The organism is Cardinium endosymbiont of Nabis limbatus, assembly GCF_965196625.1.
Lineage (GTDB): Bacteria > Bacteroidota > Bacteroidia > Cytophagales > Amoebophilaceae > Cardinium.
On sequence record NZ_OZ239769.1, the window covers coordinates 628554 to 650649 of the forward strand.

The 22096-nt window shown below is 38.7% G+C and carries 20 protein-coding genes and 1 tRNA gene; 8 read left to right on the top strand and 13 right to left on the bottom strand.

The features are described 5' to 3' along the window. Positions 1–9: 9 nt before the first annotated feature. The 4 genes from ACOALF_RS02955 to ACOALF_RS02970 form a co-directional block, all read right to left on the bottom strand. Complete coding sequence (locus ACOALF_RS02955) at positions 10–753, bottom strand: MlaE family ABC transporter permease (RefSeq protein ID WP_419241027.1); 744 nt, start codon at positions 751–753, stop codon at positions 10–12. A gap of 84 nt (positions 754–837) precedes the next feature. Next, entirely contained in the window at positions 838–1965 is a 1128-nt protein-coding gene (locus tag ACOALF_RS02960; RefSeq protein ID WP_419241028.1) for an MATE family efflux transporter, read from the bottom strand. A 14-nt stretch (positions 1966–1979) separates the two neighbouring features. Further along, the gene (locus ACOALF_RS02965) at positions 1980–2180 is read right to left on the bottom strand and encodes a hypothetical protein (protein WP_419241029.1); all 201 of its coding nucleotides are present in this window, start codon (positions 2178–2180) and stop codon (positions 1980–1982) included. Between the two features lie 357 nt (positions 2181–2537). Further along, entirely contained in the window at positions 2538–4655 is a 2118-nt protein-coding gene (locus ACOALF_RS02970) for a hypothetical protein (protein WP_419241030.1), read from the bottom strand. A gap of 228 nt (positions 4656–4883) precedes the next feature. Between ACOALF_RS02970 and uvrB the strand changes: the two genes are divergently transcribed. After that, the gene (gene uvrB, locus ACOALF_RS02975; protein WP_419241031.1) at positions 4884–6896 is read left to right on the top strand and encodes an excinuclease ABC subunit UvrB; all 2013 of its coding nucleotides are present in this window, start codon (positions 4884–4886) and stop codon (positions 6894–6896) included. Between the two features lie 445 nt (positions 6897–7341). Continuing rightward, entirely contained in the window at positions 7342–9303 is a 1962-nt protein-coding gene (locus ACOALF_RS02980; protein WP_419241032.1) for a hypothetical protein, read from the top strand. 349 nt (positions 9304–9652) lie between these two features. On the opposite strand, the gene ACOALF_RS02985 is transcribed toward ACOALF_RS02980, so the two are convergent. Genes ACOALF_RS02985 through lysS form a run of 3 tightly spaced genes read right to left on the bottom strand, consistent with a single transcriptional unit; the run spans position 9653 to position 12593 of the window. Next, positions 9653–10150, bottom strand: a complete 498-nt coding sequence (locus ACOALF_RS02985; RefSeq protein WP_419241033.1) for an NUDIX hydrolase — start codon at positions 10148–10150, stop codon at positions 9653–9655. Positions 10151–10184: 34 nt separating this feature from the next. Next, positions 10185–11045, bottom strand: a complete 861-nt coding sequence (gene accD / locus ACOALF_RS02990) for an acetyl-CoA carboxylase, carboxyltransferase subunit beta (RefSeq protein WP_419241034.1) — start codon at positions 11043–11045, stop codon at positions 10185–10187. 24 nt (positions 11046–11069) lie between these two features. Then, the gene (gene lysS, locus ACOALF_RS02995) at positions 11070–12593 is read right to left on the bottom strand and encodes a lysine--tRNA ligase (RefSeq protein WP_419241035.1); all 1524 of its coding nucleotides are present in this window, start codon (positions 12591–12593) and stop codon (positions 11070–11072) included. Between the two features lie 158 nt (positions 12594–12751). On the opposite strand from lysS, the gene ACOALF_RS03000 reads away from it, so the two are divergent. The 4 genes from ACOALF_RS03000 (at position 12752) to ACOALF_RS03015 (ending at position 15856) form a co-directional block, all read left to right on the top strand. Continuing rightward, complete coding sequence (locus ACOALF_RS03000) at positions 12752–12874, top strand: hypothetical protein (RefSeq protein WP_419241036.1); 123 nt, start codon at positions 12752–12754, stop codon at positions 12872–12874. Between the two features lie 78 nt (positions 12875–12952). Then, a complete protein-coding gene (locus tag ACOALF_RS03005) occupies positions 12953–14485 on the top strand; it encodes an OstA-like protein (RefSeq protein WP_419241037.1) in 1533 nt (510 codons plus the stop codon). A gap of 123 nt (positions 14486–14608) precedes the next feature. Next, entirely contained in the window at positions 14609–15454 is an 846-nt protein-coding gene (locus tag ACOALF_RS03010; RefSeq protein WP_419241038.1) for an outer membrane protein assembly factor BamD, read from the top strand. Positions 15455–15535: 81 nt separating this feature from the next. Then, positions 15536–15856 carry a DNA-directed RNA polymerase subunit omega gene (locus ACOALF_RS03015; protein WP_419241039.1) on the top strand — a complete coding sequence of 107 codons (321 nt, stop codon included), beginning with the start codon at positions 15536–15538 and terminating at the stop codon, positions 15854–15856. A gap of 281 nt (positions 15857–16137) precedes the next feature. Here ACOALF_RS03015 and ACOALF_RS03020 read toward each other — a convergent pair whose 3' ends face one another. From ACOALF_RS03020 to ACOALF_RS03045, 6 genes are all read right to left on the bottom strand, one after another. Further along, positions 16138–16794, bottom strand: coding sequence for a DUF4292 domain-containing protein (locus ACOALF_RS03020; protein ID WP_419241040.1), 657 nt, complete (start codon positions 16792–16794; stop codon positions 16138–16140). Positions 16795–16937: 143 nt separating this feature from the next. Then, positions 16938–17240, bottom strand: coding sequence for a hypothetical protein (locus ACOALF_RS03025; protein ID WP_419241041.1), 303 nt, complete (start codon positions 17238–17240; stop codon positions 16938–16940). Between the two features lie 7 nt (positions 17241–17247). Continuing rightward, the gene (locus tag ACOALF_RS03030) at positions 17248–18411 is read right to left on the bottom strand and encodes a transcription antitermination protein NusB (protein WP_419241042.1); all 1164 of its coding nucleotides are present in this window, start codon (positions 18409–18411) and stop codon (positions 17248–17250) included. A 108-nt stretch (positions 18412–18519) separates the two neighbouring features. Continuing rightward, positions 18520–19620, bottom strand: a complete 1101-nt coding sequence (locus ACOALF_RS03035) for a Leu/Phe/Val dehydrogenase (protein WP_419241043.1) — start codon at positions 19618–19620, stop codon at positions 18520–18522. A gap of 63 nt (positions 19621–19683) precedes the next feature. Next, positions 19684–19772: transfer RNA gene (locus ACOALF_RS03040), tRNA-Ser, on the bottom strand. Positions 19773–19821: 49 nt separating this feature from the next. After that, the gene (locus ACOALF_RS03045) at positions 19822–20382 is read right to left on the bottom strand and encodes a non-canonical purine NTP pyrophosphatase (RefSeq protein WP_419241044.1); all 561 of its coding nucleotides are present in this window, start codon (positions 20380–20382) and stop codon (positions 19822–19824) included. Positions 20383–20709: 327 nt separating this feature from the next. Here ACOALF_RS03045 and ACOALF_RS03050 point away from each other — a divergent pair, with 327 nt between their 5' ends. Then, positions 20710–21486 (top strand): hypothetical protein, encoded by a 777-nt coding sequence (locus ACOALF_RS03050; protein ID WP_419241045.1) that lies wholly within the window; start codon positions 20710–20712, stop codon positions 21484–21486. A gap of 90 nt (positions 21487–21576) precedes the next feature. Further along, the gene (gene tsaE, locus ACOALF_RS03055; RefSeq protein WP_419241046.1) at positions 21577–21993 is read left to right on the top strand and encodes a tRNA (adenosine(37)-N6)-threonylcarbamoyltransferase complex ATPase subunit type 1 TsaE; all 417 of its coding nucleotides are present in this window, start codon (positions 21577–21579) and stop codon (positions 21991–21993) included. The last annotated feature ends 103 nt before the right edge of the window (positions 21994–22096 follow it).

Below are 22096 nucleotides of genomic sequence, written 5' to 3' on the forward strand. Positions count from 1 at the left end.
TAGGTCAGTTTAGATACGATGACCGAGCAAAACATACACTAAAAATAAGTCTGCTATTAAAATAGCAATACAACTATTGGTAACCGCATTTGTACTGGATTTACCGACATCTAATGACCCACCCCTTGTAAAAAAACCTTTGTAACAAGCAATGGAAGAGATGATAAAGCCATATACCAATGATTTATAAAGCGATACATGAATGTCATATGCATCAAAGGCCTTTCTTAAGCCATTTATATAGGCTTGAGGGGGAATGGAGGTAAGCCATTTGCAAGAAAGAAACCCGCCATAAATAGAAAGAAACATCGCAATGATTACCAAAAATGGATACATGAAAACGGTGGCAATAATCTTAGGTAAAACCAAATAATTATTGGCATTTACACCCATAATCTCTAATGCATCGATCTGTTCACTAATGCGCATAGAACCCAGCTCGCTGGCCATACTAGAACCTATTTTCCCAGTAAAAACAATACCAATCACAGTTGGTGCCAATTCAGAAACCGTCATATTGCGTACTGCAACCCCTATAAAATCTTTCGTCATAAGTGGGTGTTTGAATTGAGAGGCCAGCTGAATACAGGTCGCCCCGCCCATAAAAATGGAAATAATACAAACAATAAAAAGAGAATCAACGCCTACTTGAATACATTCTTTGGCGATCCGAGACAAAAACATGCGGCATGGAACAGGGTTTCCAAACATAGCACGCAAAAAAAGTAAATATTCCCCAAATGCTTTTATCATAGCTTAAAATAAAACCCCAATATACAACTTCTACTCCGGAAAGTAATCAAAAAATAGATAGCAATCAAGCTATAATCCTTCATACTAACCCGCTATTCTGGTTTTATAATCAAATCGGATCAGTAAAAACAGGCTGAGCAGTATGCGCTCAAGTATTAAAGCAATCCAGACGCCACTAATGCTCCATTTGTATTGTACAACTAAAATATAACAAATGGCTGCCCCTATAAGTTGGGTGATGATACTACATAGCAATAAAAAAGCATTGTCGTTTAAACCACGCAATATACTACTGCCCCAATAGCACAGACTGTAAAATAATTGAAAAAGCGATACATGTATCATTAATAAGCTTACTAAAGTGCGTACGGTATCTACTGGTTTATAAAAAGAAATAATATAGGGGCTAATGGTAAATAGCATAATCCCAACTAGTATAGAAACCATTCCAATCATAGAACATACCATAAATGCTACTTTTCTTACGAGGCAACCACTTTGTGGATGATGTTGTTGGGTTACTAAAATTGAACCAGAAAGCCCTAACCCAATAGCAAATATGGTAATTAATTGGCAAATATTAAATAAGATGGCATGCGCGGCTTGTGCTTCTATACTGATCCAACCTACTATAGTGGCAATAAAAAGAAGATAAGCACCCTCTAGGCCAAATTGAATGCCTACGGGCCAACTGATCCATACTATTTTTCTAAAATACCGCCACGATATTTGACCAAAGTTGAAGCTCATAATAGGCTGATTTTGTGGTGATATATAAAACACATAACAAGCCCCTGCTATTGCGGTCAGGGTTTCTGAAAGCACAATGGCGCTAGCCGCTCTATTTAATCCAAGCATTGGAAAACCACATTGGCCATAAATCAGCAAAACATTAAATAGGGCATTGGTAGTTAGTGTAAAAAAACTGAGGCGCAATGCAGTTTTTCCATAAGACATCCCTTCTAGATAGCGCTTGATCATATTGTTAATGGCAGAGGGTATCAGTGCAATAGAGATAATCAATAGATAAGGGCGTCCTAAGGCAACGATTTCTTGAGATTGCTTGGCATAGGAGAGATAAAAAGAAAGTATGCCCAGCACCATAATAAAGACGAGCGCAAAAAATACATTCAGCAACAGCCCATGTTTTAAAATTTGCTTTACCTTCTGGTGGTTTTGCTTACGATCTGCACGGGCCACTAGCAGCGCCACACTGGTAGAAATGCCTAAGTTGATTTTTTTAAATATATTAATAATGTATTGGCAAACACAGCAGAAGCCGCATGCGCAACACTCATTCGACTTACCATAGTGGTATTGATGGCTTCGATGACCAACACATTTAGGTTGCTAAATATAATGGGGTAGCTGCGCATAAGGTAGGTTACGATCAGCGTCCTATCGATAGATGGAAAACGTGGAGACATAGTTAGAATGCACTAAAACAATAGGCTAAAAGATTGAAAGGCATATAGGTAGACCACAATAGCTAAGCGCATGGTATAGACAACTAAAAAATAAAGCACATCGGGCAAAGGTCTAAAAAATATTGATTTTAAGCTTATAATGGAAAAAAAAGTATCAAGTTTGTGGGTATCATAGATACCCCCTGTTTAATATCCTATGCAAATTTAGAAAGCGTCTACAACAAAAGCAATGTTCGACGCTATTTTAGTCTGTAATAAATTATTTATATACTGATTACCAGTATATAAAATATAAATTATCTCAATATAGAGTTTTTAATAATTTGCATATACTGTTTTCCATATTGAAAATAGCCGCTATCCAGCTATTGGAATCTTTGTGGAAGGTTCTGTTTGCGCAATTGGTTGTGTGGTATCTAGTCCATCATCGCTTTCTTCAGAATGCTGATTAGATGGGTTGATTTTTGTCCAGATTGCTGCTCTAGGAAAGAGCACCTTACGAAAATTAGCCATTTGTTCATTGCCTTTTACCGGTTTCATTCCGAATCTACCCGGCATACCTCCGTTTACTGAAGCCAAAAATTGATAATGTCCAGTATAGGCTAGTGTTTTATAGATATCACTAATTTCTGCTGATGTTGGATAGTTTATCTGAATAATCTTTCCATCAACCAAATAACTCTTCACACCTGTTCTATCCTTGCCACTTTTACAGAAAAATAAGACTTTGGAAGTGGATGGGTTAGCCTCGCCTAATATTGCCTTGCAGGCAGTATAACTTGCGGCAATATCGGCATTTCGGTTGCCCGTTATAGACATAGTATGTTTTATGTTGTTCAGTAAATCATATCCAACAGATTCTTTCAATGTAGCTACTTCCTGGAACAGTCTTTTAATTTTTGGATCTTTCACCTTTTCTATGGCCTGGTTTATATAATTTTCTGAATGGTTGGCTATCCGATCCAGCATTTTTTTAATCCAATTAATACAACTTTTCTTTTCTGTATCATCTGGGAAAAAAGCCTTATATACATTTGGATGGTCCGCTTTATAGTACACCAGAATCTCTTGTATGAGCTCATCGATTTTGTTGTTAACGTTAAATAATGTTGAAATTTCATTGATTGAAATATTCATAAATTGACCGGGAGGTATTATGTTTTTCGCATCTGCTACAATCTTTTTTTCACGAATTTGGCTGTTATATGCTAAATTCATCTCATAATTTAAAGATATTGCTTCTATGGTTTTGCCTTGCTTAGTGGTTTGCGCCTGAATTTGTTCCCAATTATCTTTACTTTGTTGAAAATCAATCATTTGATCCTTCGGTTCAGCCCATTCAATAGGCGAAACAAATGACCCACTATGATAGTAACGGCCTAATTCAATTGGGTTATTATTGTCATCATAAGCGAGAACCCTTTTTTGATAGGCATTTCTACATCCTGGAATGCTGCGCAGCTGGGTTGGAATATAGTGCTTACCATCTAGTAATTTATCCAGATAAGCATCAATAAGCTTTTGTTCAAAGAGGTCTAAACGATCGTACCAGCTTTCTGATTTCCTATTTATATAGTCTCGTTTCTGTTTTTCTGTTAGTGGCAACCACTTTTTGTCTTCCAATGCAAATTTTTTACCATTTATGGTGAAGGTAGTAGTAATATTGTAATGCGTATCATCTAATCCAATATAGTTTTCTGCTAATCTTAATTTTTCATTTATCCAATCAGGCGCTTTATCTTGAAATAAGTTGTTTTGTAAGTGTAATAAAACGGTTGCATTTATCTTTTTTATTGTATTGATCCAAGAGTCCTCTGTTTTTTCTGGATAATCATGATAATACTTAATGAGTTTATAGGCCTTTTCTACAAATTCTACTCCATCTTTTTTATGTAATTCAAAGATCTTTTTTGCAGCACGATATATGTTCAGTGCCATAACGACATAGTCTTCTCCAGCGTATAAGCTACTACTGTTGCTATTGTCACCTACATGTCGTGTCAATTCATCGCCTGAAAGACGCCACCTAATACCCCTCTGTTCATCAGCTGCTTCACGCATACCTTGGATTGATCTTTCAAAATCAAATGTTATATCTTTTTTATCAAATTCAGGATCGGTTTCATATCCAGAATCATACCCAGCGTTGGGCTCCATACCAGCTGCCTTATTTATTTTATAACGAGATGGCGCATCAGAATCGGTTGCATGTCCAGTATCATACCCGGAGTTGGGCTTCACACCAGCCCCCTGATGCATTTTATAATCAGCACCAAACTCAGCATCAAATTCAGGAACAGTATCTAACTCAGGGGCAGAAACAGGCTTTTCTGTCGTTGCATCCACTAATGCCAACTTTAAATCAGCTGATTGGTGTGGTATAGGTGAGCTTTTAATTGTCTTTCTTAAACAACTACTTGCTTCTAAAAATAGGGTCATAAAGAAGAGGGCAGCAGCCCGTTTAGGGTAGGACATGTATTAAAAAGCAAAGAGATAAATTATGGATATCGAAGTTTAAAATTCTATGTTTCCTATACTACTGATTTTTAATTAAAATAGCAAGAATACTGTAGTATTTTTTATGCATTAGATTATAAAACTTGTGTATGATGCTTTTCTTTCGTATTATCAGCAAGTCCATCCTGCCTTTCCTATTTTATATTTCGCTCTTTAAAGCATTGTTTTGCTTAATATTTTTTATCTATGTCGTTTAAACTTGTATCATCTTATCAACCTGCAGGGGATCAACCCAAGGCTATTCTAGAACTTGTGGGGCACATCAAGCGTGGGGTATCTAGCCAAGTGCTGATGGGCGTTACGGGATCTGGTAAAACCTTTACGATAGCCAATACGATTGAGGCTTTAAATAGACCTACATTGGTAATCAGCCATAATAAGACATTAGCAGCACAACTATATAGTGAGTTGCGCGCCTTTTTTCCCAATAATTTGGTTGAATATTTTGTATCCTATTACGATTACTATCAACCAGAAGTCTATTTACCAGCTAGTGACACCTATATAGAAAAAGAATTGTCCATTAATGATGAATTGGAACGACTGCGTTTGAGTACGGTTGCTGCTTTGTTAAGCGGCCGAAGAGATGTGATTGTAGTCGCTTCTGTCTCTTGTATTTATGGGCTTGGTAAGCCAGAATCCTTTAAAAACAATAGCCATTTGTTTAGGGTAGGTGCCCAATTGTCTCGTAATGATCTTTTAAAATGTTTTGTGGAAATGCTCTATAGCCGGGATGATGCCGCATTTACGCGGGGTCGCTTTCGGGTAATGGGAGATACCATTGACCTATTTGTCGCTTATGGTGATTATGCCTATCGTTTTATCTTCTGGGGAGATGAGCTAGAAGCAATTCATATTATAGATCCGGCCTCTGGCAGAAAGGCCAAATCGTTGCAAGAGGCATTTGTTTTTCCTGCCAATCTCTTTGTGATGGGTAAAGATATATTGGATCACGCGGTAAACGCTATTCAAGAAGATCTTCATATACAGTTAAATTATCTTAATGAGATCGGTAAAGTTGAAGAAGCCCAACGGCTCCAAGAAAGGACTGAATTGGATTTGGAAATGCTTCGAGAACTAGGGTATTGTACCGGTATTGAAAACTATTCACGTTATATAGATGGCAGGTCGGTTGGTGAGCGTCCTTTTTGTTTGTTGGACTATTTTCCGAAAGACTACCTCATGGTTATGGACGAAAGCCACGTTACCATTCCGCAGTTCAGGGCGATGTCTGGGGGAGATAGGGCTAGAAAAATAAATCTGGTAACGCATGGTTTTAGGTTGCCCTCTGCTATGGATAATCGTCCATTAAGCTTTAATGAATTTGAACAACTCATCAACCAAGTTATTTTTGTGAGTGCAACACCTGCTGATTATGAGCTGATAAGCGCTGGTGGCATCGTTGTAGAGCAAATCATACGTCCAACAGGGCTGCTCGATCCGAAAGTAGAGGTGCGGCCTACGCTCCATCAAATGTATGATATTTTAGAAGAGATCCATCAAGTTGTAAAAAAGGGGGACCGGGTATTTATTACTACCCTTACCAAGCGTATGGCAGAAGAACTGACCGATTATTTAGTGGATGCAAAGATCCGTTGCAGATATATGCATTCTGAAATCAAAACTTTAGATCGTGTTACGATATTGAATGGATTGCGTAATGGCACTTTTGATGTATTGGTGGGTGTAAACTTACTACGGGAGGGGTTAGATCTACCACAGGTCTCTTTAATGATTATTCTAGATGCAGACAAAGAAGGCTTTTTACGAAATGCACGCTCGTTGATTCAAATCATAGGTAGGGTAGCACGCCATGCACAAGGGCGTGTGATTATGTATGCAGATAGGATTACCGCTTCTATGGAACAGGCCATCGGAGAAACGCAGCGTAGGCGCGCTTTACAAATGGATTATAATATACAACATCATATTACCCCTAGCTCAGTGCTTCACAAGCAGACTACATTAGATTTAGACGATGAAATGGCACGTCCGTTTGGGCCGCTTGTTAGGGATGATCGCAGCTTTCCTGACGTTGTGGCCGATGGTCAGGTGCCTTATGGTAAGCAAGAAACGATAGAAGAACGTATTAAAATACTTGAAGCGCAAATGTACCATGCTGCAGATGCACTGGAGTTTCTTGAAGCAGACCGACTACAGAAAGCCATAAAATTCTTAAAGAAACAGCAAAAATTCTAATATATTTTTTTTGATTTTTTGATTTTTTTTAGTACCATGAACTAAGCGCCTGTAGCAACAGGCTTCAGCGGATCTCTTCGGGGCAGTGGTAAAAAAACAAACTTGTCTGCTTCTTTATGAAGCAGCTAAAAAATCAAGCGCTCTGAAAAAATTTGCTAAAAAAGGAAAAGTACAGCTTCCGCCCATTCTATGGACTTCAAGCGTGTGGCCATGCTACTTTTCAGTTCATATCCATAGTATGGGTTATGCCAAAAGGCTTCATGCATGGAAGTTCCTTAAAAGCTGCAAAATACTTTTTAAGTAATTTTTTTTGCAACGGTGTTTGATTTACAGAACACTTTTTGATTGATCAAAAGGTATCGTCTATCTGTTTTCTTGCACCATTCGCTTCAACAGGTATAATTTTTGAGCCATTTAAAGAGACAACTAAAAAACAAAATAAACTATGACTTACAAATTTAATAAAATTAAGCCTTTTACTAAAAGGTTGATTGGTCCAAATATAATTTTTCCAGCGGCTTATCTTTTATTGAGTGCAGAAAAATGCGTGTTTGGTGCGAGCAATCCAAATAAAATAGGTAATATATCTTTTGCATCGCAAAAAAATCAAGCAAGCCATGCGTTAGAAGATTCAGACGTAGATCAGGGTGACCCATTAGAAGAGCTACCCTTTTTATCGGGTAGAGGAACCCTATTAAATCTAGGTGATTACTTATGTGGTGCTTTTGTATCATCTGATACGAAAGAGGTATACATTGTTAAGCTTCATTCGAAAGATGGATGGATGCAGTTTGCTAAGGAAGATGCAGGTGCATTACATCTTTGCTATGATGATGCTAAAGATCAGCGTATTATAAAGGTTGATTATCAGGTTATTGAGCATTTATGCCAGTCATTGCGTCAATCATCTGATCTAGGTCAGCATAGTATGAATAAGGAAGATTTTTATCGTAAGGTAGCAAACGACTCTGCTTGGCGTAATATAGAATTTTACTATAAAGAACCATTTGGTGATCTGCCTATCTTTAAAGAAGCGGGCATAACATCCTCTACGGAGTTTACGAAGGAAGTGTATCAAAAGTTTAGCAGTAGCAACAGCTTGATCAGTAGCAGCTTATCGATTAAAGGTAACATTGCCTCCGATGCGCTTAAAAATGTTGAAAAAAAGACTTTTTTGCTTGTTAAGGATAAGTGTGATCTCGTGCATCTTGTAAAAGCTATGTTAGAAAGTGATGCTGATTGGGGCACTAAAGTAGGCGTAGTAGATACGAAGGAGTATATAACCTGCCCTGCTACACTTGTTAAAGGTGCACTACAGTTTGATTCGAAGGAAGATTTGGAGAAGGATGTAACGCATCAATTGCAAGATGATTATTTAAAGCTGCCATTAGAAGATTATCAATATGTCTATTGCTTCCTTAATGATGGCGCATATTATCATTTGATTGCATTAGATCATCTCAAACCTTTGTTAAAACAGGAAATAGAAAGACTGGTTGAAAACCCGTATTCCGTGCTGCCGGTTCCGGTAGCTGCTCCTGAAAATTCCACAGATCAAATACCACCAGAAACGTTAAGTGATCAAGATCCAACTCAACCTAAATGTCAAGTTGATGGGTCTCCAAGTGAGGAGTGTGCTCAACAGCCTAATCCGATAACCTATAATCCGGAAGCGGAAGTTACTCAGAGTGCTCGACCTGTTGTCACTTCACCTATGCAGTTTACTGGCCCTATTCTTGGTTCTGGATCTGGCATTGCTCCTGTCACTGGCTCTAGCTCTGTCCCTGGCGCTGCTCCTAGTGCTGGATCAGTTGTAAATGGAAATAAAGATCCAAATGAAGACACTGATCACACTAAACTGCCTCAACCGTCGTCCACACCGCCCCCACTAACAAATAGTAACCCGATTCCGACTCCACCACCACTGCCTCCACCGTTGCCAAACTCAGGTGCAAATGGTGTGATTCCGATACCTCCTCCGCTGCCTACATTGGAAGAACCACCGTTGCCGCCAGCCACTAATGGAGATAAGCTTAAATTGGCTGGATCTCCTAAACAAACTAGTGGTCAATTTATCATGGATGAATTAGCAGAAAAGCTCAAGAATAGATATCAAGAAGTAGAGAAACAGCAGCAATCTATTGAGTCGTTTACTAAATCTAGATCTGAACAAAATTCTCATCTTACTAATGAATCTGAAAATGATGTGTTAAATAATATAGAGAAGAAGATAGATGCTGCTAAAGCAAAAAGAGCTGAAGAGCCTCAAGGTCTTGAAGGAGCGTTGCGTAAAAAGTTGGCCGAAATAGAACAGGCTACTAACCCTTCTGAATCTGATAGTGAGGATAGTGAGGATAGTGAGGAAGATGAGGAAGATGAGGAAGATGATCCAGATTGGAATGTATAAGTCATCTAAACGAGTTCCATAACCTACTTTACCATGTAGTGGCAGTGCGCAGGAGGTCTAATAGACCTCTTGCATCACCTATTTCTAATGGCCGTTGTCTATTCACGCATATGGTTGAAGCTTAAGGCCTTTCCTTACCTTTACTGTGTGCCAAATTCATTTATCGACGGCTGCAAGCGAGGGGACATAGGAACCATCCGTAAAACGCCTTTTGTACATCTGCGCAAAAATACTTTTTCCTTAAGTTGACGCCATTGGCTGAACGACGGACACCTTTTTTATCAAGCAAAAAGATATAAGTAACTATAAAAATTCCTTTAGTATGCTGCTGTGCTCGACTGCGTTTCTCCTAAGAATTGCGCACCACAAATAGGTTATGCAGGAGATCTAATACTTCCTTACCGCCTGCCACTAGGTTTAAGCCTTGAGCGGTGGGTAAGTCAACCCATAGGTAATCCGTATGCTCTTGATTCAGGGTAACGGTATAGTCGGATGGCGCTGATGGCGCTAAAACCCCTTTAAATAAGTGGAGTAGATAATCTAGTTTTGGTGTAAAGAGCCTTATGCAAATGGTTTGGATAAAGTCTGCTTTTTCTGGCGGCAGTGTGATACCCGTTTCTTCTTTTACTTCTCTGATAACGGCTTGATGGGGTGTTTCATTTTTTTCTAATTTGCCCCCCGGCATGCACCATTTTCCCCCTGCGCTTGCGTGACTGTTTCTTTTCAATACCAATATTTTTCCATTGCATACCATATAGCATGTCGCTACTTGGTAGCTAGGGTTAAACCCATTGATGGAGAATGAATCAAATCCAAAGATTCCCCCTTCAAATAAAGTTGGTCTCATAGTTATTCAAAAACAAGCAAAAACTAACGGAAAACTATCGCAACATTTTCAGAAGTGAGACCAAGGTCTCTTTTAATTTGCGTCTATCTACAATCATATCTAAGAAGCCATGTGCCAATAAAAACTCTGCGGTTTGAAAACCTTTTGGCAATTCTTTGCCCACCGTTTCTCGAATCACACGTGGACCTGCAAACCCAATGAGTGCACCTGGTTCCGCCATATTGATATCCCCTAGCATCGCATAGGAGGCGCTTACGCCCCCTGTAGTTGGGTCGGTCAGCAAGGAGATATAAGGGATTTTAGCTTGCGCCAATTGCCATAACTTAGCAGATGTTTTGGCCATTTGCATCAGCGAGAAACTGCCCTCCATCATGCGTGCACCACCAGACTTAGAGATGATCAGTAGAGGGGTTTGGTGGGCCATACAATGGTTAACCAGTTGGGCGATTTTTTCGCCTACTACACTACCCATAGAGCCGCCAATAAATTTAAAATCCATGCAGGCAATGGCCAATGGTAGGTGATCGATCGTTCCATAAGCCGTTCGTATCGCATCTGTTAAATCCGTTTGCGCTTCTGCTTGCTTCAGCCGTTCTGTATAAGGCCTGTTGTCTACAAATTGAAGTGGATCTACAGAGCGGAAGGTTGGATTCAGCTCTGTAAAGTTCTGCGCATCAAACAAAATCGCAAAATATTCCTTAGAACCAATTGGTAAATGATGTCCATCATCAGGCACAACCTGTAAATTTTCTTGCAATACTTTGCTGTGTATAATCTTTCCTTTGGGCGTTTTTACCCAAAGGCCATCAGGCGACTCTTTTTTGGCCGAACTGGGGGTTAGAATACCTTTCTTTTTGCGCTTAAACCAGCTTAAGTTGTCGTTTATTAAACTCATAAGATCATCTAAATTTAAAGCCTTTTATGGGTTTTCAGGACGCATTTGTGGAAAAAACAGTACATCTTGAATGGAATTTGAGTTGGTCATAATCATCGTAAGTCGATCTATGCCTATGCCAATACCTACCGTTGGGGGCATGCCATACCGCAAGGCTTTTAAAAAATCATGGTCTACCACCATGGCTTCTTCGTCGCCACGTTCTCCTAATGTGCGTTGTTCCTCTAATCTTTGTTGTTGATCAATTGGATCATTTAACTCAGAGAACGCATTACAGATCTCTTTGCCCGCACATATCACCTCAAATCGTTCCGTTAAAGCTGGATTGTCTCGGTGTCGCTTCGCTAAAGGAGACATTTCAACTGGATAGTCTGTGATGATAGTAGGCTGAATCAGGTTTGGTTCACACTTCTCCCCAAAAATTTCATCTATAATTTTACCTTTAGCTAGGTTATCAGCTATATGGATATGGAGTTGGTGGGCTACGTTACGCAATGCGGCTTCATCCATATTGCTTACATCGTATCCAGTAAAATGATGGATGGCTTCGAACATGGTAAAACGTTTCCATGGCCGTTCGAAGTTGATCAGGTGTGCACCAAATGGAACCTTGGTTGTACCATGTAGGGCTTGTGCGACCCCCTCTACCAATTCTTCTACATAGTCCATCATCCAAATGTAATCCTTATAGGCCACATAAAGCTCTACTTGCGTAAATTCTGGATTATGAAAACGCGACATTCCTTCGTTTCTAAAATCTTTTGCAAATTCATAAACCCCCTCATAGCCACCAATAATTAATCTTTTTAAGTAGAGCTCATTGGAAATACGTAAACATAACGGGATGTCTAAGGCATGGTGGTGGGTCGTAAAAGGGCGTGCAGATGCGCCGCCATAAATGGGTTGCAGAATAGGGGTTTCTACTTCTAGATACCCTTCACGATGCAAAAAAGCTTTAATGGTATGAATCAACTTGGCCCGTTGTTCAAATACCTGGCGTACTTCTGGATTCACAATTAAATCAACATACCTTTGGCGATACCGCTGCTCTGGATCTGTAAAGGCATCATGCACTTTTGTACCCTCTTGTGTGGTGACCTCTTTGACAACTGGTAGGGGCGTCAGGGCCTTGGTTAACAACCGAAGATGGGTAACGTGTACGGCTATAGCACCTACTTGAGTGGTAAAGACAAAGCCTTGCACTTCAATGATATCGCCTATATCTAGTAATTTCTTAAATAGGTTGTTATAGTTGCTTTTGTCCTCCCCTGGACAAATGGAATCCCGTTGTACATACAGTTGAATTCGTCCACTTGCATCTTGCAATTCTACAAAAGAGGCCGCACCCATAATTCTGCGTCCCATAATCCGACCTGCTAGTACTACATGGCTGTAGCGTTCTTTCTCTTTTTCTGTGTAGTTGGCCAGAATAGTGGCCGCCTTGGCATTGATAGTGGTAACAAAGGCTGGATAGGGGTTCACCCCCATTGACTCTAAAAGGGCTTTTTTCTGCGTTCGAATGATGGCCTGTTCACTCAGCTCGTGCATGATATTTTATATGGTTGATAAAAAATTATAAAGTTGGTGACCATGGCTAGGCAGCAGTAATCCATGGATACGCCTACAGTGACCACCCATCGTTTCTCTAATTTACACTTAATTTCTATAATTTACTTGGTTGCGCCTGATTTTAATGGTATGGCTGCATGGCATTTGCTGGTTTTTCAGTCAAAGAAGGTAGCAAGGAGATGTTTGATCTTGAAGCACCTAAGGGTGTACACGAAAAATTTTGTTATGATCGAGTCGATCAGTGGATGGAGGAAGAATAAGGCTATAATCCTAGCTTGTAATCTTGTTTTTTATTAAGTTTGAGCAGATAGTAGTTTTTAGTTGGAAAGGTATAAAAAGTGTTTAAAAGAACCATTTATTGTGTTGTGTATCTATTGGCTTTCCCGCTTTGCGCTTTGGCCGATGCGGTGACCTATAAGGCCGATCGGCTCGAAGGGGAGCTGGTCAACGATAAGCCTTGTAAGAAGCTAGAGGGCAATGTGGTCGTTACCTTTCATGCTAACGGCATCGTGTTGACCGCAGATAAGGCCTATAAGTATGATGAGGAGGATCGGATAGAGGCGCAGGGCAATGTTCAGATTGTGGACAAAGAAGGCAACATTATTAAGAGTGCAATGCTGACCTATAGCCCATCACAAAAGCAGGCTATTTTTGAAAAAAATGTAAGCTATACCTCTAAAAAAGCTACCTTTTACACCCCTAAGCTCATCTACGATGTAGAAAAGAAAGAGGGTAAGTTTTTGCAAGGAGGGAAATTGGTACAGGATAAAATGGTTTTAACCAGTAGTAAGGGCCTCTATGATGGTGCCAACCATCAAGTTACTTTTTCAGATAAAGTGGTATTGATAGATCCGAGTTATACCCTTCATGTCGATCAATTAAACTACCACACTGAGTCAGAAATTGCTTATTTTAAAGGTAGTACTAAAATTATGCATCAAGAAGGTGTATTGACGACCGCTAAGGGTGGCCATTATCTTTTGTCTAAAAAGCAGCTTGTCTTTGATGAGGGTACCCTTACTACAAAAGATATCATCCTTAGGGCAGATCGTTTAGAGCTATTTGATGGGGAAGATTGTGCAGCTGATGGCCATGTCTCTCTTCGGTCGCAAAAACACGATGCAGTAATCGTTGGTGAAAAGGCTAGCTATTCTGAAAAAAAAAAGAAGGGCGTTATAACCGGTCATCCCTTATTGACTAAGGTAGTTGATAAGGAAAAGATGTATTTACGTGCAGATACCTTTATTGTTTTAGAAAAAATGGTAAAAAATCAGTCTCCAGAGCAAGAAATCCATGCTTTGGATCATGTTAGGCTCTATCAAGAAGACTTGCAGGGTGTAGCAGATGGCGCTGTTTATAATACCAGTAAAAATACCATTCATTTACATAATACGCCAGTTATTTGGTGCAGCAACTACCAGATTACCGGAGAGGGGGTTTACTTACTTATTGAGGAAAGCGAACAGGTTAAGCTATTTATCGATAGAAATTTATTTATGGCATCAGCAGATCCGGTTGGCAATTACAATCAGGTAAAGGGGCATAAGATGGTTGCCTCCTTTAAAGAGGGCGCTATTGAGAAGATGTCGATAACGGGTAATAGTGAAAGCCTCTATTTTGCACTTGGGGATAAAGAGGAGTTGATGGGTATGAACCATATTAAGTGTGATTGTATGGAGATGACTATGGAGGATAATACATTGGAGCAGATGACCTGCAAGCCAAAACCTGCTGGAGTCTTTTATCCAGTAGAAAAGCTTGAAGAAGAACAAATGAAATTAGATGGCTTTGTTTGGCATGGTGAAAAATGGCCTACCAAAGAGAATATTTTAGCGCCACTTCCTAAAGATGATGCCGATAAAAATGAATAGTCTTTGACCAAAATTTAATATATTTAGCCCTGTGTAATGGCGTTCTCTAAACGCACTTTTTATATTTTGTCCATTCATTTGGCAGCCATTGTTACAAGAAAGTAGCATATACATTCCTTTTTTATGAAAAATTATCTACTCCATTTATCTTTTATATACAGATTCAGGTGGGTCTTTGTGCTGCCCTCTGTTTTAGTAGTGAATACTTTTTATTTGTTTGCTACGCCTCAGCAGCATAAAAATCAAGCCTTGATTCAACAAAAAAAGGAAGAAATTGATCGGCTTTATAAAAAAAAGTGTTATGCCAAAGCCCATGCGCAAATAGAATTTCTGTTGCCTTTGTTAAAAAATAGGGTAGATCGTTCAGAATTTGAGTTTTATCAGGCTTGCTGTAATTTCCATCAAAAACAATATTTGGTTAGTGCCAATCAGTTTCATTTGTTTGTCAAACAATATCCTTTTTCTCCACATGTAGAAGAAGCCCTTTTTATGCGAGGCTATAGTTTTGCCTCTGAAGAGGTAGATATATGGCTGGATCAAACGGTTACTTATGATGCGGTTCGTTGTTTGGAGCACTATTTAGCCCTCTATCCAAAGGGCGTCTATCTAGATAAAGCTTCCCATGCTTTACAAGATTTACAAGCGCGCCTTATGCAAAAGCGTTTTGCTGCTGCTGTGTTATATGATCGTTTGGGTTACCATAAAGCTGCCATTGAAACCCTTAAAAACTTTAATCAAGACTATCCCGACTCCTTTTTACAAGAAAAAGTAATTGGGCTATGGACAAAGTGTTATGAAAAATTGGTTATGAGTGCATCTGATGTGGAAAAAAAGAAAGAAGTTTTCGATCGTTATTGCTTACAGGTACAGGGGTACCGGATCGATGACAAGCATTCTAGCAATGTAATAGAAAAAGTAGATAAAAAAATAGAAGCAGATAGAAGTAAGAAAGTAAACAAAGGCTGCTGAGGCTTTTTGAGCGAAGGAGCGAACGACATAGTTTTAAATGGATAAAACCTTGTTTTAATTATTAATAGTATATTTACAATTATGAGTCTAAATAAAAAAGTATATTTGGTACCTAGAAATATACATGAGTTGATTGCCCCTACGGGTAATATTTATGAGAGTACCGTTATCATTACGAAACGTGCTAAGCAGATTGCTATGCATATGAAAGATGAGCTGGACCGTAAGTTGGAGGACTTTATGTCTATTACTGAAGAAAAAGACAGTATAGATGTCCAGCGCCAATATGAGATTACACAGCATTACGAAAAGTTGCCTAAGCCTGTATTAGAAGCCACTACAGAATTTTTAGAGGGTGGTATTGCCTTTCGCTATATTAATGAAGCGCCACAAGTAGAGTAGCCATTGTATAAGTTTTGGCTTATCTGTTGTTGATCGTATCTATTCACCCAATGGTGAGGGCTTAAAACAATTGTAATTATGCTTGTCTTTATAGGGTGTTCATATGCGTTAGGCTACTGACCCGCCCATAAAAAGTTTGGCACACAGTAAAGGTAAGGTAAGGTAAGGTAACATCTGAATATTACAAGTTTACTGAAGCCCCAAGTTTTTTATGGGCGGGCTATAATGCCTTGAACAAGAGAAAACCTCTTAGTTGATCAAGCAAGCGGCATGCTGAGCATCTACACATCATTTTTACGGTAATAAGGAGGTATCGTTAACTTAATATTAGGCTTTTTTAGCGCTTTGAAATGTAGTTTATGCAATGCTGCTTTGCCCTGATAAAGCTTCTTTTTATCGCTCAATGAGAAACTTATTTTAATCCCAGATAAGTAAGTTGCCTCTCCTTCCATTTTATGTTGATATAAAACTTTAACGAAGTTGCCTTGTTTTGTATCGATTCGTTCAGCAGCTATAACCTTACCGGTAAGGTCGTCATAGGTATAAACTATATCGGAACATAATGAATCTGGTGTAGATAAGCGATGTGCAATAGGATCAGTAACAGTACCTAAAAGCAATGATTGCATAAGTGGATAGTTACAAGAGACATGATACTTTTCTTTAATCTGCTGATAATTCCATTGATACACTACACGTTGCAACTGATCTACAACCGTCACACCTTTTTTACCGATGGCACCACGTATGAGCACTATACCCAAAGGACCTTTTACCATAAAATCAATTTGTTCATCATATGTTATACAGCAGACCAGACGATAGCGAAAGGTATGGCTCAAACCCATAAAATGTAAAGAAGCCTGCATGGAAAAGTATGAAGGAAATGCAGTAAGCAGATCGGTTACGTCAAACGATTGTTTCCTGGTCTGTTGCATACCGCATCCAGCAAACAAATAAAGCACCACTAAAAATATTTTAAGAAAAATTAAACGATTTATAGTGTATAATACATGCATCATTTGTTGAAGTCAATGGTGCCAACTTAAGAAACAATCAAAAAATAGCGTACAAATGGCTTTTAATCAGTTTTTTGTTCTAATTGCGCTGCGATTAGTTCTAATTCTTTTAAAATTTGTTGGGCAGAGCTTACTACATCTGTAAGTACTTCTTTACCTGTAGTTTTCGCTTCGTTTGCAATCGCATTTTTGCTCCTAATAAGTTTTAGAATAAAACCTTGTAACTTTTTTGTACATGATTTTAAATTGTAAATCATTCCATCCCTTGCTACTGACCCTTTTGTAGGTGCAGAAAGAATGCCTACAAAGGCACCCAAGCAGAAACCTAAGCAAAGGATCAGTAAATTTTCAGTTCTTTTTATCATGGCTGGATCAGTTAAGTAGTTGGGTTATGGGTTTTTCTTTTTCTTTATTGCGTCCATTTAGGATACCCTCTAGCACGCCATTTATAAAAATACCACTTTTAGAGGTCCCATACCACTTTGCTATTTCAATGTACTCATTAATAGAAACCTTAAAAGGTATTTCTTTAAAATGAAGTAATTCTGCTAGAGCCAGTTTCAGTATTAACTTATCTGTTAATAGAATGCGTTTACTATCCCATTTTTCAGTTTTTGCATCAATCATGGCTTCATAGCGTGCGTTGTTATCTATGACAATCATCAAAAGATGCGTGTAAAAAGTTGCTTCTGTACTCCATTTTGGCGCTAAGTTATCCCAAAACAGCGTAAATGCATTAAAACTTTGCGCAGCGCCCATTGTAAAGATCCAGGTTAAAATTTTTTTTACTATGCGTTTGTGCTCATCCCAGTAGAGATCTGCCATAGCAAAAAAATCATTAATAGGTCCCTCCTGAAATATAATATGCTCAAGCATATACTCCAAAAATTTTAGGCTATTATTGGGATCTGATCGATATGATTTGGGCATTTCTGCAGGTTCGATGCATTGCCTATACCAACTTTGTATTTGGTCTTGATCTTTGGCCCAGCTAATGCCATTTTTATCAATGGACTTGATCCAGTTGCTGTTGCTGTATAATGCCTCTAGCAAGGGGTCTTTTACCAGCTGCTTTTTAAGCAGATGATCTGCTGATTTCGATGGTTCGTCTGTTTCTTTTGCCGATTTGTACCATTCTACTAGTAATAGTAAAATAGATACAAGCGCCATGTAGATAGATTCTTTTGACTGGCTAAATCCATTCTGTAAACGGATTTTCGCTTGCTTTACTGCTTCTAGATAGTCGGTAAGATGGTTGCGTACAGATTGCTCAATTTTGTTGTTGTCCGCATAAATAAAATCCTGAGCAGGCAGTGCTGCTGTTACCGCTTCTGTGAAAAGTGCAACGGCTATGTTTTGTGCTTTGGCTAGTGGCTCTTTTTGATCCGGTGCATCTAGAAAGGGATCAAATATAAAATCTTTTTTTATCTGGTCTATAGCCCCTTTTTTATGGGCTATTTGTGCAATCGTATAAGCATAAAGATTTTGTAACGCTTTTATACGAACAAAACGCCTAGGAATCAGGAAGTTTTCCATTATAGTGCAGCTGTTTTATTAGACTTCCTTCGAAACTCGATTGTGAATAGCCATGCTCCTAAACATTGCGCACCACAAATAGGTTTCGAAAGGGGGCTATTTGCCAAGTTAGGTATTTTTTATGCTTTGAATGCGTTGTATAGCCATTTCTTCCGCTACTTCCTGTGTTGGGCGTGCTGTTTTTGCAGCTTTATCTAATACATCCAGGCAGATGGTATAGAGTGCTTCTGTACGTTGTTTGACCAAATTTTGAGATTTGGGTTCTAGTTCCGTAACGGCATTGATTAATCCACCTGCATTGGCTAAAAAGTCTGGTGTATATACAATACTCTTTTTAAGCAGTAGCTTGCCATCCCGGTCTTGATCTGCTAGTTGGTTATTGGCCGCACCGACTACAATTGCACAATGCAGCATGGGAATGGTTTCATTATTTAAAGTTGCACCTAAAGCGCATGGTGCATATATGTCTAACGGCCAGCTGCACAAACGTTCCGCTGCTACTACTTCTACCTTACAGACTTCTGTTATGGCTTGAAGCCGCTTGGCGCAGATATCCGCTACATAAACAATCGCTTGCTCTTGGCAGAGCAATTGTGCCAAATGATAGCCAACTTTACCTATTCCAGCTATACCAATTTTTTTGCCCGCTAAGCTATCTGTTCCAAATGCTTGCTTTACAGTAGCCTTCATGGCAATGTAGACCCCATAAGCGGTATTCCCTGAGGGATCACCACTGCCACCTAATGCTGCAGGAAGTCCGATCACATGGCGGGTTGATTTAGCAATATCTACCATGTGGTCCATAGTAGTGTTGTAGTCTGGTGCAGTAATGTAATGACCACCTAATCGATCTATAAAAGCGCCATATTTGCGCAGTAGTGCTTCAGTAAGTGTTGTACCCTTTTTCTGGATCAGCACCGCTTTACCACCGCCAAAGTCTAATCCAGCTATAGATGCTTTGTAGGTCATGCCACGGGAAAGACGCAGTACATCCTTCAGCGCATCTCGTTCATTTTGGTATTCAAAAAAGCGCACTCCACCAACAGCAGGCCCTAATGTAGTATCATGTATCCCCACAATCGCCTGAAGCCCAGTTGCTTCATCTTGAAAATAGACCACCTGTTCATGCCCTTTTTGGGAAAAATGGGTGGAGTCATTTGGGTAGTTGCTAAAAATATAACTAGAAAAAGATTGTTCTATTATTTTCATAGGGCCTAATACAAATTGTTGAGGTTAAAGGAATGACACCACTCTTTGCTATTGGATGAGCAGTGGAGTAGGGGGGATTCGAACCCCCGGTACCCTTTTAGGAGTACACCCACTTTCCAGGCGGGCACCTTAAGCCACTCGGCCACCACTCCAGCTAATGGTGCTAAATTTATGGATTTTTTATTTATAAACCATGCATGGCTACTTTGTAAGGTAATCTATCAGTAGCATAAGTGCTTTATACCGGTGTGAAATTTTATTTGTTTGATCTTGTTCGATCATAGCATAGGAGGTCGTATAGCCTTCTGGTTGAAAGATAGATTGCCAATTGGCTTGATGCGGTATAGAGCTGGTTGGTTTGGTAATTTTTCCATGCATCGTACCCGTAAATAGCTTTACAGGCTGATTCCGGCCTTCTGTATAGGCAAAAGTAGAAGTAGCTATTGCAGTTTTATCTTCATAATCTGATAAAATGCGTATTAGTCCTTCTAATCCTATTTGCTGTATAAAGGTTTTAATATAAGGGCCAGGCAGCCCGTTTAAACTACTGAAGGTTAGAGCGGTGTCTTCTACTAATACGGTGTCGTCTACAATGGCAGCGGCAGTTATACATTTGTTAATGGCAATTTCATCCAAAGATGCTTGTAGCTCTGGTAATTCTAAGGAATGATGGACCAATTTAAAGGGTGGATCATTACCTAAAATCGCACGAACTTGTTGGAGCTTTAATAGGTTACTGGTAACAAAGTTGATGGTTTGCATAGGCGATTATGAAATAGTCATTTACTATTTTATAGTTTTTTAAATATAAAAGCAACTATAGAACGGGGCAAGAAGATTCCCTTTCCTTATATCCTTTTTTTTACGATCCTGCTTAATGATAACGCACCTTATTATAGCTATATTAATATAATAGTCATCTAGATAACATTTATTTTCGCTCTTTATTTCTGGAAGATTCTGCAAAAAATTTTAAGTTATTTTAGTTAACTTCAAAGCATTATCTAAAGCTAAACAAATATGATGGTGCAGTCAACCAAGCAAAATCCCATTGATGTAAAATTGTAAATAAAAATAATCCAAAGTATTATGTTAAAAATAAAATTTGATACTAAAAATTATTTTACCTCCTTGAGGCCCTTGAAAATATTTTCTTGTTTTAAACAATTAGTAGGCACAATAGCAATTAGTTGTGCTTTTATAGTCCACATATTTGCTAAAGAAGAATTGGCTACTGATAAAAGAATGTTTATGCACAATGAAGAGGCAGAAAATTATTGGTATGGGGCTTTATGTATAAAACTAGGAAACCTAAGCCTTAACAAAAAACATCCAAAATTACTTCAATATTCTTCTTATCATCCATTTCCTGCTTGCTCATTTGGTGTAATGCCGGGATTATGTGTAGGTCGTCAGATTAATCCATATATGGCCATAGAGTTGGCCTTAGAATGGTTTATAAGTACTCAAAAATATAAATCCCTTAATGCTAATGGCTTCTCCTATTCACCTATAGATTCACCTACAGAAAAAGCATCAACACTTTATACGGTAGGGGTAGGCTTAGATTATATCCCTATGGTACCGGTCTCAAGTACGGTTAGTTTACTGGCATCAATAGGTTGTGGTTATAAGAAAGCTGGTATAGAAGTGCTAGGGGTTAAAGAATTTGACGATATTAGTTGGAACTTTATTCCAAGAATAGGATTAGGTGCAATTATGCACGACGGGTTTCTATCTTTTTCTGTGAAATTTGTATTAGAGTTTAATAACTGTTTCCGGGATAGCAAGCACCCTATATTTAATCCTTCTCTAGCGTTTGGGGTAGGTATGGGTGTAGGTTTTCCATTAAGCAAATGGTGCTAGCTTAAGGATTATTTTTAATCGCCAAGCATAAAGGCGCTTAACCTGGTTAAAATAAAAAAATATAAGCGTTAAATTTAGTATAGTAATGAGATGATCTTAAAAAGTTCTTTTGGGGCCCTTAAAGATATAGCTTATCATTTGTTAAGCCATTCCGGTGATCATAAAATATGGCTGTTAGAAGGTCCTATGGGATCTGGCAAAACCATATTGATTAAAGCACTTTGTGAGCTACTGCAAACGATTCATATCGTGAATAGCCCTACTTTTTCCATTGTTAATGAATATGAGACGATACACCATACTTCTATTTACCATTTTGATTGCTACCGTTTGAATCATCTAGATGATGCGATTGCATTGGATTTTGAGCGTTATTTTGAATCTGGTTGCTATTGCTTTATAGAATGGCCTTCAAAAATTAAACCCATTTTACCGATACATTATTTTTTAATTTCTATAGAAATAGAAACACCTACTACTAGAAACTTGATTTGTACGCATTACTAATGTGTTTTCTATCGTATCTATTCACCTATGGTGGAGGCTTAAGGCTTTGTCTTTACACTTGTCTTTATAACTCGCTCATACCCGCGCTATCTTAAACTAGATA

Excerpts from the sequence above, each read along its gene's own strand:
- ACOALF_RS02955 (WP_419241027.1), bottom strand. The coding sequence starts at position 753 with ATGATAAAAGCATTTGGGGAATATTTACTTTTTTTGCGTGCTATGTTT.
- ACOALF_RS02965 (WP_419241029.1), bottom strand. The coding sequence starts at position 2,180 with ATGTCTCCACGTTTTCCATCTATCGATAGGACGCTGATCGTAACCTAC.
- ACOALF_RS02970 (WP_419241030.1), bottom strand. The coding sequence starts at position 4,655 with ATGTCCTACCCTAAACGGGCTGCTGCCCTCTTCTTTATGACCCTATTT.
- uvrB (WP_419241031.1), top strand. The coding sequence starts at position 4,884 with ATGTCGTTTAAACTTGTATCATCTTATCAACCTGCAGGGGATCAACCC.
- ACOALF_RS02980 (WP_419241032.1), top strand. The coding sequence starts at position 7,342 with ATGACTTACAAATTTAATAAAATTAAGCCTTTTACTAAAAGGTTGATT.
- ACOALF_RS02985 (WP_419241033.1), bottom strand. The coding sequence starts at position 10,150 with ATGAGACCAACTTTATTTGAAGGGGGAATCTTTGGATTTGATTCATTC.
- accD (WP_419241034.1), bottom strand. The coding sequence starts at position 11,045 with ATGAGTTTAATAAACGACAACTTAAGCTGGTTTAAGCGCAAAAAGAAA.
- lysS (WP_419241035.1), bottom strand. The coding sequence starts at position 12,593 with ATGCACGAGCTGAGTGAACAGGCCATCATTCGAACGCAGAAAAAAGCC.
- ACOALF_RS03000 (WP_419241036.1), top strand. The coding sequence starts at position 12,752 with ATGGCATTTGCTGGTTTTTCAGTCAAAGAAGGTAGCAAGGAGATGTTT.
- ACOALF_RS03010 (WP_419241038.1), top strand. The coding sequence starts at position 14,609 with ATGAAAAATTATCTACTCCATTTATCTTTTATATACAGATTCAGGTGG.
- ACOALF_RS03015 (WP_419241039.1), top strand. The coding sequence starts at position 15,536 with ATGAGTCTAAATAAAAAAGTATATTTGGTACCTAGAAATATACATGAG.
- ACOALF_RS03020 (WP_419241040.1), bottom strand. The coding sequence starts at position 16,794 with ATGCAACAGACCAGGAAACAATCGTTTGACGTAACCGATCTGCTTACT.
- ACOALF_RS03025 (WP_419241041.1), bottom strand. The coding sequence starts at position 17,240 with ATGATAAAAAGAACTGAAAATTTACTGATCCTTTGCTTAGGTTTCTGC.
- ACOALF_RS03030 (WP_419241042.1), bottom strand. The coding sequence starts at position 18,411 with ATGGAAAACTTCCTGATTCCTAGGCGTTTTGTTCGTATAAAAGCGTTA.
- ACOALF_RS03035 (WP_419241043.1), bottom strand. The coding sequence starts at position 19,620 with ATGAAAATAATAGAACAATCTTTTTCTAGTTATATTTTTAGCAACTAC.
- ACOALF_RS03045 (WP_419241044.1), bottom strand. The coding sequence starts at position 20,382 with ATGCAAACCATCAACTTTGTTACCAGTAACCTATTAAAGCTCCAACAA.
- ACOALF_RS03050 (WP_419241045.1), top strand. The coding sequence starts at position 20,710 with ATGTTAAAAATAAAATTTGATACTAAAAATTATTTTACCTCCTTGAGG.
- tsaE (WP_419241046.1), top strand. The coding sequence starts at position 21,577 with ATGATCTTAAAAAGTTCTTTTGGGGCCCTTAAAGATATAGCTTATCAT.